This is a genomic window from Alloyangia pacifica, from assembly GCF_900116195.1.
Taxonomy (GTDB): Bacteria; Pseudomonadota; Alphaproteobacteria; order Rhodobacterales; family Rhodobacteraceae; genus Salipiger; species Salipiger pacificus.
The window spans coordinates 60,450-74,680 of record NZ_FOZW01000002.1 but is presented as its reverse complement, the minus strand read 5'-3'; the positions used below and the strand labels follow the sequence as shown (position 1 = coordinate 74,680).

14 protein-coding genes are annotated in these 14,231 nt (G+C 67.6%); 12 read left to right on the top strand and 2 right to left on the bottom strand.

Annotation, left to right across the window (positions count from 1 at the left end):
* Positions 1-39: 39 nt before the first annotated feature.
* On the top strand, positions 40-1,200 hold the full coding sequence (locus BM397_RS04740; RefSeq protein WP_092419101.1) for an acyl-CoA dehydrogenase family protein: 1,161 nt from the start codon (positions 40-42) through the stop codon (positions 1,198-1,200).
* A gap of 55 nt (positions 1,201-1,255) precedes the next feature.
* Here the strand turns inward: BM397_RS04740 and BM397_RS04735 are convergent, their stop codons facing one another.
* On the bottom strand, positions 1,256-1,936 hold the full coding sequence (locus BM397_RS04735) for a spermidine synthase (RefSeq protein ID WP_092419099.1): 681 nt from the start codon (positions 1,934-1,936) through the stop codon (positions 1,256-1,258).
* A gap of 493 nt (positions 1,937-2,429) precedes the next feature.
* On the opposite strand from BM397_RS04735, the gene BM397_RS04730 reads away from it, so the two are divergent.
* The 5 genes from BM397_RS04730 (at position 2,430) to BM397_RS04710 (ending at position 7,615) form a co-directional block, all read left to right on the top strand.
* Positions 2,430-2,771: a DHCW motif cupin fold protein gene (locus BM397_RS04730; RefSeq protein ID WP_092419097.1), complete on the top strand. Its 342-nt coding sequence runs from the start codon at positions 2,430-2,432 to the stop codon at positions 2,769-2,771.
* A 529-nt stretch (positions 2,772-3,300) separates the two neighbouring features.
* Positions 3,301-4,584, top strand: a complete 1,284-nt coding sequence (locus BM397_RS04725) for a TRAP transporter large permease (RefSeq protein WP_245695927.1) — start codon at positions 3,301-3,303, stop codon at positions 4,582-4,584.
* 42 nt (positions 4,585-4,626) lie between these two features.
* A complete protein-coding gene (locus BM397_RS04720) occupies positions 4,627-5,607 on the top strand; it encodes a TRAP transporter substrate-binding protein (protein ID WP_092419093.1) in 981 nt (326 codons plus the stop codon).
* 12 nt (positions 5,608-5,619) lie between these two features.
* The gene (locus BM397_RS04715; protein WP_092419091.1) at positions 5,620-6,150 is read left to right on the top strand and encodes a TRAP transporter small permease; all 531 of its coding nucleotides are present in this window, start codon (positions 5,620-5,622) and stop codon (positions 6,148-6,150) included.
* 46 nt (positions 6,151-6,196) lie between these two features.
* Positions 6,197-7,615, top strand: a complete 1,419-nt coding sequence (locus BM397_RS04710; RefSeq protein ID WP_092419089.1) for an amidohydrolase family protein — start codon at positions 6,197-6,199, stop codon at positions 7,613-7,615.
* Positions 7,616-8,560: 945 nt separating this feature from the next.
* Here the strand turns inward: BM397_RS04710 and BM397_RS04700 are convergent.
* The gene (locus tag BM397_RS04700) at positions 8,561-9,472 is read right to left on the bottom strand and encodes a MurR/RpiR family transcriptional regulator (RefSeq protein WP_092419085.1); all 912 of its coding nucleotides are present in this window, start codon (positions 9,470-9,472) and stop codon (positions 8,561-8,563) included.
* Positions 9,473-9,599: 127 nt separating this feature from the next.
* Between BM397_RS04700 and BM397_RS04695 the strand changes: the two genes are divergently transcribed.
* The 6 genes from BM397_RS04695 to BM397_RS04670 all read left to right on the top strand — a co-directional run bounded on the left by BM397_RS04695 (position 9,600) and on the right by BM397_RS04670 (position 14,183).
* A complete protein-coding gene (locus tag BM397_RS04695; protein ID WP_092419083.1) occupies positions 9,600-10,628 on the top strand; it encodes an ABC transporter substrate-binding protein in 1,029 nt (342 codons plus the stop codon).
* An 81-nt stretch (positions 10,629-10,709) separates the two neighbouring features.
* Complete coding sequence (locus BM397_RS04690) at positions 10,710-11,495, top strand: ABC transporter ATP-binding protein (RefSeq protein WP_092419081.1); 786 nt, start codon at positions 10,710-10,712, stop codon at positions 11,493-11,495.
* Complete coding sequence (locus BM397_RS04685; protein ID WP_245695926.1) at positions 11,492-12,247, top strand: ABC transporter permease; 756 nt, start codon at positions 11,492-11,494, stop codon at positions 12,245-12,247. The genes BM397_RS04690 and BM397_RS04685 overlap by 4 nt, the downstream gene beginning before the upstream one ends.
* Positions 12,244-12,990 carry an ABC transporter permease gene (locus BM397_RS04680; protein ID WP_092419079.1) on the top strand — a complete coding sequence of 249 codons (747 nt, stop codon included), beginning with the start codon at positions 12,244-12,246 and terminating at the stop codon, positions 12,988-12,990. The genes BM397_RS04685 and BM397_RS04680 overlap by 4 nt, the downstream gene beginning before the upstream one ends.
* 24 nt (positions 12,991-13,014) lie before the next feature.
* On the top strand, positions 13,015-13,596 hold the full coding sequence (locus BM397_RS04675; protein WP_092419077.1) for an AAA family ATPase: 582 nt from the start codon (positions 13,015-13,017) through the stop codon (positions 13,594-13,596).
* Positions 13,593-14,183: a nucleoside 2-deoxyribosyltransferase gene (locus tag BM397_RS04670; protein WP_092419076.1), complete on the top strand. Its 591-nt coding sequence runs from the start codon at positions 13,593-13,595 to the stop codon at positions 14,181-14,183. Before BM397_RS04675 ends, BM397_RS04670 begins: the two co-directional genes overlap by 4 nt.
* The last annotated feature ends 48 nt before the right edge of the window (positions 14,184-14,231 follow it).

Here is a 14,231-nt window from a genome sequence, read left to right as displayed (position 1 = left end):
GTCATGCTGAAGGCACCTCAGGGAAGGAAGGAGCCCGACATGACCCAGATCGACACACTCGAAACGGTGGACCGTCCGCAGGCAGACGACCTTGCAGCCATTGCCGAGCGGTTCGCGCAGGGCTGCGCCCGGACGGCGCAGGCCCGGGACGACGACGACAGCTTCGTCGCCGACAACTACAAGAGCGCGGCGGAGGCCGGGCTGCTTGACGCCGGCGTTCCCTCGGAACTGGGCGGCGGCGGGGCGGACGTGCGCGCCCTCGCCGACATGCTGAGGCGGATTGCGCATGGCTGCTCGTCCACGGCGCTGGCACTGTCGATGCACAGCCATCAGGTCGCGTTTCCGGCCTGGCGCTGGCACCACCAACAGGCGACCCGCGACAAGACCGAGCCATTGCTGAAGCGCGTGACCGCCGAGAAGCTGGTGCTCCTGTCGTCGGGCGGCGGTGACTGGATCGGCGGCTCCGGCAAGGCCGAGCCGGTCGAGGGCGGCTACCGGATCACCGCGCGCAAGATGTTCGTCTCGGGCGCGCCCGCGGGCGATCTGCTGATGACCAGCGCGGTCTCGCCCGAAGACGGCGGCACCATCCTCCACTTCCCCTGCCCCATGACCGCGCCAGAGGTCTCGGTGCTCGACACCTGGCACACGCTCGGGATGCGCGGGACGGGCAGCCATGACGTGATGATCGAGGGGCTGTTCGTTCCCGCCGAGAAGATCGCGGTCAAGCGGCCGCAAGGGCAATGGCACCCTGTCTTCTTCATGCTGGGCACGATCGCCTTTCCGCTGATCTACGCGGTCTACCTCGGCGTCGCCGAACGCGCGCGCGATCTTGCCGTGGAGATCGCGGCCCGGCGTCCGGCCTCGGCGCTGCTACGGGACCGCGCCGGGCGGATGGAGACGGCTCTCACCTCGGCGCGGCTCGCGCATCAGCACATGGTGGCGACCTGCGAGTTGAACGCGCCCTCGGCTGAGACCGTCGGCCAGGTGATGACCGGCCGCCGGCTGGTCGAGGAGAACGCCATCCGGACGGTCGAGCTGGCGCTGGAACTGGCCGGAGGTGCCGGGTTCTACCGCAAGGCGGAGCTTGAACGGCTGTTTCGCGACGTGCAGGCGGCCCGCTACCACCCGCTGCAGAAGGAAATACAGGCGGAGTATGTCGGTGCGCTGGCGCTCGGCCATCCGGTCGACCGCATCTACTGAGCCGCAGGAGCAAGGCGCGGGGGGCGACATTTCCGCCCCCTGCCCACTCTCAGAGCTAGCGGACCGCGCGCCGGGCGATCCAGACCGTGTGCCGGGAGCCGCGTTTCGTGCGACCGGCGCGCACCATGTGGGCGCGGGCCTCGAAACCGCAGCGCCCGAGCCTGCGGGTAAAGGCCTCGTCCTGATGCGCCGACCAGATCGCCAGCACGCCGCCCGGTGCGAGAGCGGCGTGCGCCGTCTGCAGGCCCCGCTCGCCGTAAAGCGTGTCGTTGCCCGCACGGGTCAGCCCGCCCGGGCCGTTGTCGACGTCGAGCAGGATGGCGTCAAAGCCCCCGGGCGCCGCGCGGATCTCCGTGGCAACATCCCCCACCCGTATCTCGATACGCGGATCGGACAGGCAATCTCCGAACACCGGAGCCATTGGCCCCCGCGCCCAGTCCACCAGTTCCGGCACAATCTCCGAGACCACGAGACGACCGCCTTCGGGCGCCACAGCCTGCGCCGCGCGCAGGGTGAAGCCCATGCCGAGGCCACCGATCAGCACGCGCGGTGCGGTGCGGCCGGCGAGCTTGTCGAAGGCGAGCGTTGCCAGCGCCTCCTCGGAGCCACCGAGGCGGCTGTTCATCAGTTCGTTTCCATCGCTCAGGCGGATCGAGTATTCCTCGCCGCGCCGGAAGAGCCGGAGCGTGTCGCCCTCGGGGGCGGTCGCGGTCGCTAGAAGCTCCCAGGGAAGCATGTGCAGCTCCTGTTGCAGGGGTCACCCTCGACCTAGCGGATGCAGCCCGGAAGAGAAAGGACCTAGCGCCGAGCGCGGGTCGCGCGCACCCTGCCGTGACAACTCTTCGTTTCGGCGCTTGGCCGAGAGTTCCCTCGCCACCTGCGCTGGCCGGACATCCGCGCGCAGCGCATCGACAATCGATCGGCAGGCCACCGCTCCCCCCTTCCCCGGCAGAGGCAGGTTGCCGACCCAGCCGGGCACCAGGGTCGTCGGCCGCGCCACGCGGGGAGGACATTGACTGCCGAAAGCCCGCACAGATGCGGCATCGGGGTCAGACCGGCTCCGCGCGCCCCAGGAGCGCCCCCCGGCGCCGGTCGCACTACCGCACTCCCGCATTCCCGTTGACCTTCTCCTCATTCTGCTGACCTAAGTGCCGCGACGGAAGGCTGCGGTCATGCCTGTGCGACCGCACCGGTCGCCACCGCCGCCCCGACTGCAAGAAAGGACCGACATGAAACTTGCCGACTTCGCCATCACCCTCACCGACTGGTCGCAGATCGAGCCCGAGCGCCACGAAGGTGACGAAGGCTTCTCGCTGTGGCGCGTGCAATATTTCGGCGAAGGCGAAAACCGCATCCGTGTTCGGCTCGTCGAGCATTCCCCCGGTTATGTCTCCGATCACTGGTGCACCAAGGGCCACGTGATCTTCTGTATCAAGGGCGGCATGGATACCCACCTCAAGGACGGGCGCGTGCTCAAGGTCCGCGAAGGCATGAGCTATCAGGTGGCCGACGACGCCGAGCCGCACTCCTCCCGCACCGAAACTGGAGCCACGCTCTTCATGGTCGACTGACCCGCCGCCACATGTAAGCCCCCCTGGCTCCCGCCTGATGACCGGAGCTGGGAGCAGGGCCGGCCCGGCTTGCGCAGGCCGGGCCACATCCCTCGGGCAAATGACCCCCGCTGTCCAGCGTGGCCGGCTCCAGCGCGCCGTCGCGCTTCGATCGCCGCGAGCATGGGACAGCCACGGCAATTCGTGGCGGCATGGACCCCGGGGCGCGGGGTACAAACAGCTGCCGTGAAAGCGCTCCGCGTCGAAGGTTTCCTGCGCATGGCTGTCGAGACTTGTCGACGGACTGCCCGATTTTTAAACACCCCCAGAGGAGATGCCCATCGAACCGGCGATCGTCCGGATCAACGCTATTCCGCTCGAACTTGGAGAATCCGAAATTCTCCACCCAAGCAATTGAAATAAAACATCTTATCTCACTTCATCCGGAAATGTATAAGCGGGGGTTATATTATGTGAAGTATTAGAGGATTTTCTTTCACATCACCGCTCTGCAGCGTCCCGGGAACTCGCCTCCCACATGGACTTCGCCTTGCCCGTCTCCCTTATCCTCGTCTTTACCGCCGTCGCGCTCGCCGCGGGGTCTGCCATTGCCTATCTGATCGGCGCCTCGGCGATCCTGACTTTCTGGGCCGTCGACAAGTCCCAGTTCATGGCCGTTCTGCCGCAGCGCCTGTTCAGCCAGCTGGACAGTTTCGCCTTTCTCGCCATGCCGCTCTTCATCCTCGCCGGAGACCTGATGAACCGCGGCGGCGTCGCCTCTGCGCTGATCGATCTCAGCATGTCGGTCTTCGGGCGTCTCAAGGGGGGGCTGGGCCATGTGAACGTCGTGACCTCGGTGTTCTTTGCCGGGGTCTCTGGTTCCGCCACCGCGGACGCCGCGGCGCTCGGGAACTCGCTGGTGCCGGAGATGGAACGCCGCGGCTACACCCGCGACTACGCCTCTGCGATCACCGGGGCCTCGTCCATCATCGGGCCGATCATCCCGCCGTCGTCGATCATGATCTTCTACGGCGCGCTGATGGAGACCAACGTCACCGCGCTCTTCGCCGCCGGCATTCTGCCCGGCCTGCTGCTGGCCGCAATGCTGATGGCGATGAATGCCTATTACGCCCATCGCGACGATCACCCCGGCGGCGCAGACATGGACCTGCCGCCGTTCCTGCCCTCGTTGATCCGCGCGATCCCGGCGCTGATGCTGCCGGTGATCATTCTCGGCGGCACGCTCTTCGGCTTCATGACCCCGGCCGAGGCGGCGGGTGTGGCGGTCCTGGCGGCCGTGCTGATCGGCATCGGCTACGGTAAGCTCGACCTCAGGGGCATCCTCGACAGCCTGATGCGCACCGGCGTGATGCTCGGCGGCCTGTTCATCCTGCTCTGCGCGATCTCGACCTTCTCCTACATCGCGGCGCTGCTGCAGTGGCCGCAGGCGATCCAGAGCGTGGTCGAAGGTTGGGGCCTCGGGCCGCTCGGCTACCTGATGCTGATCAACGTGATCTTCCTCGGCGCGGGCATGGCGATGGACGTGAAGGCGGCGGTGGCGCTCTTTGCCCCGATCTTCGTGCCGGCCGCGCTGGCCATGGGGATCGACCCGATCCACCTGGCGATCGTCATCTGCTTCAACATCACCGCCGGCCTGCTGTCGCCGCCGCTCGGCGCGGTGCTGCTGATCCTGTCGACGGTGGTCAAGCTCGACTACTGGCGGCTCATCCGGGTCACCATGCCCTTCCTGATCGCCGAGCTGCTTCTGCTGCTGGTTCTCACCTACGTCCCGGCCATCACCCTCGCACTTCCCACGGCGCTCGGGCTGCGCTGATCCCTCCCAATCAAGAGCCCTACCAACAAGGAGACCTCCCAGATGAACACCCTTGCAACCCTGCTCACCGCCAGCGCGCTGACACTTGGCGTCACCTGCGCCCAGGCCGCTGAAATCAAGATCGCCATGAACTCGGTCGACGATCCGGCGAACAGCGGCGAGGCCACCTTCGCGCATGGCTTCGCCGACGCGCTCGAAGGCACCGACTTCACCGTCGAGATCTACCCGTCGGAGACCCTCGGCAAGGAAAAGGAGCGCCTCGACCAGGTGTCTTCGGGCCTGCTCGAGATCAACCTCGCCGCCGCCTCGACCGCCTATTCGGTCTCGCCCGTCCTGAAGGGCCTGACCCTGCCGTTCTTCTTCGACAGCAACGAACAGCTCGACAAGATCATGTCCGAGGACATGATGATGGAGAAGGCCAGCGCGCCGCTGCTCGACCTTGGCGTGCGTTTTGCCGGCATCAACTTCATCGGCACCCCGATGGGCATCCACAACGCCAAGAAGCCGGTCTCGACCGTTGCCGATCTCGCCGACCTGCGTTTCCGCGCCCTGAACCCCGAGCAGCTGAACCTGATGGAAGCGCTCGGCTCGAACGGCACCGTGATCGCCTGGGCGGAAGTGGCCAATGCCATCCAGACCGGCGTCGCGGACGGCTACTTCAACCCGCCGAGCTCGGCCATCCGTGGCGGCCACACCGGTTTCCTGACCAACTACACCCCGGCCGACCTCTTCCCGTCGACCCGCGCCATCATGGTGTCGGATGACTGGTACAGCAGCCTGAGCGAGGAAGAGCAGGGCCAGATCGACGCCGCGCTCGAAGCCGGCCTCGAGGCCAACCGCGCATGGCTCGCCGAGTGGACCACCGAGATCGCCGAGCGTCAGGAAGAGCTGGGCGTGACCATCACCCCGCTGGCCGAGGGTGAGCGCGACAAGATGATCGAGATGGCCGCACCGCTGTGGGAGACCCAGGTCTCGGCAGAGGACTTCCAGCTCTGGACCGACGCCAAGGCCGCGGCCGAGTAAGCAGGAGCGGTCATGACCTCCCTGAAAAACGCAATCCTCCGGATCAGCCGGGTTCTGGATTGGGCAGCCAGCGCGGTGACACTCACCGCGCTGGTCGTGCTCGTGGGCGTGGTGCTGCTTCAGGTGGCGGCGCGCTACATCTTCCAGCAGCCGCCCTCCTGGACCGAGGAGGTCGCGCGCTACGCGATGATCTGGGCCGGCCTCATCGGCGCCACCATGGCGTTCAAGCGCCGTTTCGATCCGGCCCTGATGAACAGTGTCAAGAACGGCCCGCCGTGGCTGCAGACCGCCGCCGAACTGGTGCGGTCGCTGGTGGTCCTTGTCTACCTCGCCCCGGTGCTGCTCTACTGTTTCGTCGGTCCCGGCATGAACCCTGCGCGCGGCTTTCTGCTGCGGCACACCAAGACCATGGCCGAGGCGCTGCCCTTCCACACCATCTGGGTCGCCATCGCGGTGCCGCTGATGATCGTGGTGATCTTCGTCCATATCCTCGCCCGCCACAGCGGCGACGACGGCGCGCCGCATCGCGCCAACCCCGATTGATCGACCGCTCTGTCCCCGCGGGGACGGGCGCGAAAGGAAAGACACGATGACTTATGACCTGATCCTGCGCGGCGGCCACGTCTGCGACCCGCGCTCGGGCGTGAACGGCATCGCCGATGTCGCCTTCGAGGGCGGCAAGGTGGCCGAGGTCGCGCCGCAGATCAGCGCCCCTGCCGCGCGCGAAGAGGATGTCACCGGACTGCACGTTCTGCCCGGGCTGATCGACTCGCACGTGCACGTATCGGGCTGGATGGGCGGCGGCGCCGGGCACCGGATGCTGGCACTGGCGGGGGTGACCACCGCGCTCGACATGGCCGGGCCGATCGACAGCGTCATGCAGATCGCGGCGCGCACCGGTACCGGCCTCACGCTGGCCTGCATCGACTACGTGCGCCCCGGCCACACTGTCGACACCACCAATCCCGAGATGCCCGAGCTTGAGACCGGGCTGGCCCGCGCCCGCGCCGCCGGTGCGGTGGGGCTCAAGGTGCTGGGCGGGCACTTCCCGTTGACCCCCGAGGCCTCGGGGCGCGTCATCGAGCTCTGCGGCCGCGAAGGCGCGCATGTCGCCTTCCACGCCGGCACGCTCGACACGCCGCAGAACCTCGACGGTCTGCGGCAGGCCTGCGAGCTGGCGGGCGGCCATCCGCTGCACATGCCGCACGTCAATGCCTACTCTCGCGGCTTCCAGGGGCCCGCGGTGCTCGAGGCCTACGAGGCGGCGCAGATCCTCTCCCGCTATCCCAACATCTGGTCCGAGAGCTACCTCGCCCCGATCAACGGCAACTCGGCGAAATGCGCCAACGGCATCCCCGAAAGCGTCGCCACCCAGCGCAACCTGATCGCCGGCGGCTACAGCGCCGACATCAAGGGCATGGAGCAGGCGATCCTCGAGGGCTGGGCGCATATCCACGTCTACGCCGATGGCGTCACCCGGCTTGAAACCGGCGAGACCGCAGTGGCCGCGTGGCGCGAGTCCGAGACCGACATCGGCATGAGCTATTTCGTCAACCCCGCCGACACCTCGATCACGCTGGCGCTGCTGCGCCGCGAGACCGGCCGCTTCGCAATCGATGCACTGGCCACCGACGGTGGCGGCCTGCCGCGCAACGACCTCTGCGAGCGCGGCCTTGCGCTGGTGCACCTCAACGCGCTGAGCCTGTCCGAATTCGTGCTGAAGACCTCGGCGGAGCCGGCCCGGATGATGGGTCTTTCGGCTCGCAAGGGGCATCTGGCACCCGGAGCGGATGCGGATGTGACCGTCATCGATCTCGGCCGCAGGCAACCGGTTCTGAGCTTTGGCAGCGGTCGGCCGATCCTGCGCAGAGGCGACGTTGTCGGCTCGGGCACCACCATGGTGGTGGCGCCTGAAGGCGTTGCCGCGGCGCAGGCGCTCGGCCTCGAGACCATCGTCGCCGAGCATGGCAGCTTCCGCCCGGTGCACCACGACCAACCGCCGACCTGATGCGTCTCTGCCGCGGCGCGGGCCCTCACCCGCGCCGCGTCCGGCGCTGGCGGCGCTGATCGCCGCGCTGCACAAAGGCGGCATGAACGGTCCGACATATTTCGACGCCCAGAGCAGGTCTGGTGCCCGAGAACCGACAGGGTGCCCCTGCCTCAGCTCGGACAACCTGCCCGCCTGAGCCGGACTGCCGTCAACGGAAAGGTCGCGTCATTCGCCACGATCAGCGACCACTTGATCCGGCTGCCGTTGACAGCGTCGCGGCAACCGTCAGTCGTATGGATCACCTCCGAACGCCTGACCGAGATCGACGCCGCGGGCGCTGACGGTTTCCTAAACGCACGCGCCCGCCCCGGCGTGCGGATCATGGGGCGCAGAATTCGATTCCCGCCCAGCGATGAGGTGCCCGACTTCCAAAGGGGGCGACCGGATCGGCCTGACGCGCGAGCCGCTGCAACACCTGCTCGGGCGTCATGGTGGCGAAAGCGGGACGAATGCCGCTGTCCGAGGCCACCGACCGCGCCGGGTGAAACCTCCGAAGCAGCCGGTGCCGTGTTCCGACGGACGTACCCCGGACCTTCAGTCAAGGTGATCGCCACGCTCGAAGGGTCGGGCATCTGGCCGGGGCAATCCGTCTCCATCCCGAGAGGCCCCGAGGGGCTGTGCACCGCATCGTTTATTTCAACGTATCCCCCATGAGCGGGTCATTCACCTCCGGAACTGGACAAGGTCGAGGTGCTCCATGACGGGGAGCTGACCGATCTTGGCACGCTCAGCGCGCCGCAGGGGCCGTCGGCTGGCGCACCGCCCCGCGGGCTGCTGCTGATGGTACTGATGGCCGCCGCGGTGTTCGGCCCACGCGCCGACGCATTTGCCCGGCAGCCGCGACCCGACCGGGCCGGGCCGGAGCCGGCCCCTCATGAGCGATCTCCGCGCGCTGACGATCCCTCAGTCCCGATGCGGCCAGCTTTTGGGACCGGCGGTCATCCACGGGTAGGCAGCTTCGGCAAAGCGCCGGCCCGCCTCGGTTGCATCCGGGCGGCGTTTTGCCACCGCCGCGGTCAGCCCCTCCAGCAGCCCGAGAATCGCTGTGGACGACGGCAACTGCCCGCCTTGCGCCGGAGGCACGAACAGGCTGGTGCGGGCGATTGCCGCCAGCGGCGAGGCCAGCGTGTCGGTCACCGCAAGCACCGGGATCCCGGCCTCCGCCGCATAGTTCGCGATGCGCAGCGTGTCGGTGTAGTAATGCGGAAAGGCGATGGCGATCACCAGATCCTCGGGGCCGAAATCGAAGATTTCGCGGATCGCACCGATCGAGCCGCCGCCATTGGTGGCGGTGGTGGCACGGCAGCCGATCATCGACAGGTCGATGGCAAAGATCCCAGCCAGATGGGCCGCAAGGTCGAAGCCTGCCACATGGATCCGTCGCGCTTCTGTAACCAAAGTTACAGCGTTCTCGAGGTCATCCTGTGTCATCGCGGCCGAGGCCCTGCGCAGGCTCTCGGCATCCGTGGCCAGCGACATGCGCAATGCGCCGAGCGGCCCTTCGTGCTCCTGCAGCTCCTGCTCGAAGCGGTCATAGGGCTCGAACAGCAGCTCGAAGCCGCGGATCAGCTCAGCCTTGAACTCGGCGTAGCCCTCATATCCGAGGGCCGTCGCAAAGCGGTTCGCGGTGGCCACGGACACGCCGACTTGCGCCACGGCGTCATGGATATTCAACCGCGCCACCTTGAGAGGCGACCGGCGCACCAGCTCGGCGAACTGGCGCTGCGCGGCGGTCAGCTCGGGATAGGCTTCCTGGATCCGACGCGCGACCGAGGTTTGGGCCGGCAATCCGTATTGCGCCTGACTGTTGCTCATTTTCTCAGCACTTCCGACCCTGCCAACGCCCGCAATGTAACAAATAGCACATTCTTCTTGGCTATGTGTAAAAATTATCCCACACACCGGTGCAAATGTAACCTCAGTTACGGGACACAAGTCGACCATGACACCCTTTTTCGATGTCTCTCGCCGCTCTTTCCTTGCCGGTGGTACCGCGCTGCTCGGTGCGACCGCCCTGCCGCGCCTTGGTGCCGCGCAGGATCTCGTGCCGCTGACCACCGCGCTCGGCTGGATTCCGAACGCCGAATACGCCGGCCTGTGGATGGCGCTGGAGAACGGCTATTTCGCCGATGAGGGCATCGAGGGCCGCTACACCCCCGGCGGCCCCAACGCGCCCGGCGTACTGGTGCAGCTGGCCGCGGACCAATGCAATTTTGCCGGCGGTGACTGGATTCCCTTCCTCGAGGCCCGCGCCCGCGGCAACGACTTCATCGTGCTCGGCTGCAACTACCCCACCAGCCCCTCGGCGATCATGTCGCTGTCTGGAAACCCGGTGCTGAAACCCGAGGACATCATCGGCAAGCGCATCCTGTCGCAAATGCCCGCCGACGCCAACACGCTGAACTTCGTGCTGGAAAAGGCGGGACTGGAGCAGAACCAGTTCGAGCTGGTGCCGACCGGTTTCTCGCCCGAGCCGCTGCTGGCAGGCGACGGCGATGCCTACATGGCCTATGCCACCAATCAGCCGATCACCTTCGAACAGATGGGCCTCACCGAGGGCGAGGATTTCCACGTCACCCTGTTCAGCGATCTCGGCTACACCGTGCCCGGCGCACCGCTCGTCGCCCGCCGATCCTTCGTCGAGGAGAACCGTGACCTGGTGGTGCGCTACCTGCGCGCGCTGACCCGCGGCTGGGTGCAGAACGGCAAGGATCCGGCCGAGGGCGCAAAGCTCGCGGTCGAGAAATACGGTGCCGATTTCGGCCTAGACCTTGCCCAGCAGACCCGCCAGAGCGAGCTTGGCCAGCCGCTGGTCACCGCACCCGGCGGCCCCGGCCCCTTCTGGTTCGACGTCGCGCTGGTGGAAAGCTCCGTCGCGCCGGTCGCCGCCGCTGCAGGCATCGAGGCCCCGGTTGTCGCCTCCGAGATCGTCGATCTCGGCCCGCTCGAAGAAGCGCTCGCCTCGCTCTGAGGGGAACCCCCATCTGACGCACATCGGCCATGGGAGCGCATTGCCCCCATGGCCTCTCTGCCCTGACGCCCCGGAGCCCGCATGACGCAAGCCACCCCCGACGCCATTCGCCTCGACAGCGTTTCGAAGTCCTTCCGCCTCGATGACGGCAATAGCGTGACCGCGCTGGAGGGGATCGACCTCGGCCTGCGCGAAGGTGAGTTCGTCGCCGTGCTCGGCCCCTCGGGCTGCGGCAAGAGCACGGTGCTGCGGCTGATCGCCGGGCTGGAGTCCGCCAGCACCGGCGAGGTGCGCATCGAGGGCCGCGCGCCCTCGCAGCTGGCCGCCGCGCACCGGCTTGGCGTCGCCTTCCAGGATCACGCGTTGCTGCCCTGGCTCTCGGTCGCGCAGAACATCGCCCTGCCCTACCGCGTCGCCGGAACCAAGGTCGACAACGCCCGCGTCGATGCGCTGATCGAGCTGGTCGGCCTCACCGGCTTCCGCGACGCGCGGCCGAGCCAGCTTTCGGGCGGCATGCGCCAGCGCGCCTCGATCGCCCGCGCCCTCGTGCTGGATCCGGACGTGCTGCTGCTCGACGAGCCCTTCGGCGCGCTCGACGCGGTCACCCGGCGGCACATGAACGTCGAGCTTCAGCGGATCTGGAGCACCCGCACCCTGACCACCCTGCTGGTCACCCATTCCGTCGACGAGGCGATCTTCCTCGCCGACCGCATCATCGTCATGACCGGCCGCCCCGGCCGCATCCTGCGCGAGGTCACCGTGCCCTTCCCGCGCCCGCGCGACCCCTCGGTGCTCCGCACGCCGGAGTTCCACGCGATGGTCGACGAGCTGACGCTGGCGCTCGAACCCGAGGAGGCGGCGCTTTGACACTGCGCGCGCGCCTGCATCGCTACGGTCCGCCAGTGCTGGGCGTGCTGCTCTTCTGCCTGGCGTGGCAGCTGATCGGGGCCTATCGCCTTGCGGGAATGACCTGGCCGCCGCTCACGGCAGTCCTCGCCTATCTGGCCGACCCCGCGCATCACCAGCTGCTTGGCCGCGCCGCCGGCACCACCTTTGCCGCGGTGGCCCTGGGCTACCTCACCGGAACCGGCATCGGCCTCGGTCTGGCACTGCTCACCCGCCTCGTCCGGCCCGCGCGCGCCGGGATCGACCGCCTCGTGGCGCTGGTGCACGCCACACCCGCCATCGCGCTTGCCCCGGTTTTCATGATCCTGATGAGCCGCGAGACCATCCCCGTCGCCATCTCGGCGCTGGCGGTCACCTACCTGATCTACGTTGCCGCCACCTCGGGGCTGGAGGCCACCAAGGCCGCGCATGCCGATCTCTTCCGCACCCTCGGCGCGCGCCCCCTGACCGCCTTCTGGCGGCTCGAACTGCCCTCGGCCCTGCCCGCGCTCGCCTCGGGACTGAAGCTGGCGGTGCCGGTCTCCTTCATGGGGGCCATCGTCGGCGAATGGTTCGGCGCTTCGCGTGGGCTCGGCCTGCTGATGATCTCGGCGATGCAGAACTTCCAGATCCCGCTGCTCTGGGCCGCCGTTCTGCTGACCACACTGACATCGCTGATCCTCTACGGGCTGCTCGGGCTCTTCGAGGCGGCCGTGCACCGGAGATTCCGATGACCCGCCTCTCGCAATTCCTCGCCCGCAACTGGGCCGTGCTCTTGCTGCTCGCGCTCTGGCAGGGCTGGGTCAGCCTCGCCGGTCTCAATTCCATCGTGCTGCCCGCCCCCTGGCCGGTGCTGCGCGATGTGCTGTCCCATCCCGCGCTCTATCTTGCCAATGCCGCGCAGACGCTGGCCACCGCCGCGGCGGGCGTCGCGATCGGCCTCGCGCTCGGCGCGCTGGTCGCCGTGGCGGCCTGGGCCTCTCGGCTGCTGGCGGGGATGCTGACGCCGCTCGGGCTGATCTTCTCCTCGGTGCCGGTGGTCGCGCTGATCCCGATCCTGGCGCGACTTCTGGGCTACGACATCTCGACGGTCGTCGCCATCGTCGCCGTCTCGGCCTTCTTCCCGACCTTCGTCTTCGTCGGCGCGGGACTGAAGGACCTGCCGCGCGGCGCCGATGACCTCTTCGGCGTGCTCGGTGCCAGCCGCGCGGCGCGGCTGCGCCACCTCGTGCTGCCCGCCACGGTCCCGAACCTGATGATCGCCCTGCGCATCACCGTCCCCGAGGGCGTGCTCGCCGCCATCCTCGCCGAGTTCCTCATGGGCCGCAGCGGCCTTGGCTTCATGTTCCGCGAAGCCGCCAGCCGCTTCGCCATGGAACGCGCGCTCGGCACCTCGCTGGTGGTGACCGTCGCCGCCGTTCTCTGCTTTTCCCTTGCGCACCGGGCCGAACGCGTCGTCAGGACGCGCTGGTCGTAAGCGCCGTACAACCCGGAGTGATCCATGATCAACGTACACCAACCCCCCGATCCCTGGCAGCGCACCACAACTGAGCACGGCTTCGCCGCCGATGACGTGATCTCGGCCCTTCAGAAGAGCCTGCGCCGCGGCATGCTGGAAAACGCCATCCTGCTCGGCTGGGAGATGTTCCTCACCAGCCCCGAGATGGAAGAGATGATGTGGTCCCGCCTCTGTGTCATCGCGGTCGAGGATGTCGGCACCGGCAACTCGCAGCTGCCCGTGCTGGTCGAAACGCTCTACCAGCAGCACAAGCGCTACCCCCGCCCCGCCGGCGACCGCTTCCTCTTTGCCGCCCATGCCATCCGCATGATCTCGGGCAGCGAGAAGGAACGCACCTCGGACGACCTGGTGAACTGGGCGCGTCGCTCGGTGGAACTGGGCGAGCGCCTGCCGGAAATTCCTGACGTGGCGCTCGACATGCACACGCTGAAGGGCCAGCAGATGGGCCGGGACTACCGCTTCTTCATGGAAGAGGCCTCGAAGGTGATCCCCGAGAAGGCCGACAAGGACCAGACCTGGAAGAACTGGATCCTCGCGGCGCTGGATGCGGGGAAACTGACGTGACCCCGACGCACAAGGTCTATATCGCCGGGCCCGACGTCTTCTTCCGCAATGCCTCCGAGGTAATGCGGACCAAGGGCGAAATGGCGCTGGAGTATGGCTTTCATCCCTCGACGCTGGCCGAGGACGGCGACGCGCTCGGCGGTGACACCCCCTTCGCCTTCGGCCTGTCGATCGGGCTGGCGAACGAGAAGATGATGGATGAGAGCGATTTCATCATCGCCAATCTGACGCCGTTCCGAGGCATCTCGGCGGATGTCGGCACCGCCTTCGAGGTCGGCTACATGCGCGCGCAGGGCAAGCCCTGCTTTGCCTATTCCAACTCGGCGCGCGACTACTACACACGGCTGACCGAGGATTTCTACGCCGGCGGCCCGTTCGAGGCCGACGGCGAGGTGACCCGCGCCGCCGACGGGCTGATGATCGAGAACCACGGCATGCGCGACAACCTGATGCTCGACACCGCCGTTGACCAGTCAGGCGGCGCCTTCGTCGCCGAGGACGCGGCAAGCGATGACATGCCGGGTGACCTCGAGGCCTTTCGCGCGGTTCTCATCCGGGCGCGGGCCTTTTTCGACGCAAAGGCCTGAGCGCCCGACGTCTTTTCAGAAACTGCACGGGGTCCGCGACGCGGGCCC

Excerpts from the sequence above, each read along its gene's own strand:
- BM397_RS04735 (WP_092419099.1), bottom strand. The coding sequence starts at position 1,936 with ATGCTTCCCTGGGAGCTTCTAGCGACCGCGACCGCCCCCGAGGGCGAC.
- BM397_RS04680 (WP_092419079.1), top strand. The coding sequence starts at position 12,244 with ATGACCCGCCTCTCGCAATTCCTCGCCCGCAACTGGGCCGTGCTCTTG.
- BM397_RS04710 (WP_092419089.1), top strand. The coding sequence starts at position 6,197 with ATGACTTATGACCTGATCCTGCGCGGCGGCCACGTCTGCGACCCGCGC.
- BM397_RS04695 (WP_092419083.1), top strand. The coding sequence starts at position 9,600 with ATGACACCCTTTTTCGATGTCTCTCGCCGCTCTTTCCTTGCCGGTGGT.
- BM397_RS04715 (WP_092419091.1), top strand. The coding sequence starts at position 5,620 with ATGACCTCCCTGAAAAACGCAATCCTCCGGATCAGCCGGGTTCTGGAT.
- BM397_RS04720 (WP_092419093.1), top strand. The coding sequence starts at position 4,627 with ATGAACACCCTTGCAACCCTGCTCACCGCCAGCGCGCTGACACTTGGC.
- BM397_RS04740 (WP_092419101.1), top strand. The coding sequence starts at position 40 with ATGACCCAGATCGACACACTCGAAACGGTGGACCGTCCGCAGGCAGAC.
- BM397_RS04700 (WP_092419085.1), bottom strand. The coding sequence starts at position 9,472 with ATGAGCAACAGTCAGGCGCAATACGGATTGCCGGCCCAAACCTCGGTC.
- BM397_RS04730 (WP_092419097.1), top strand. The coding sequence starts at position 2,430 with ATGAAACTTGCCGACTTCGCCATCACCCTCACCGACTGGTCGCAGATC.
- BM397_RS04675 (WP_092419077.1), top strand. The coding sequence starts at position 13,015 with ATGATCAACGTACACCAACCCCCCGATCCCTGGCAGCGCACCACAACT.
- BM397_RS04690 (WP_092419081.1), top strand. The coding sequence starts at position 10,710 with ATGACGCAAGCCACCCCCGACGCCATTCGCCTCGACAGCGTTTCGAAG.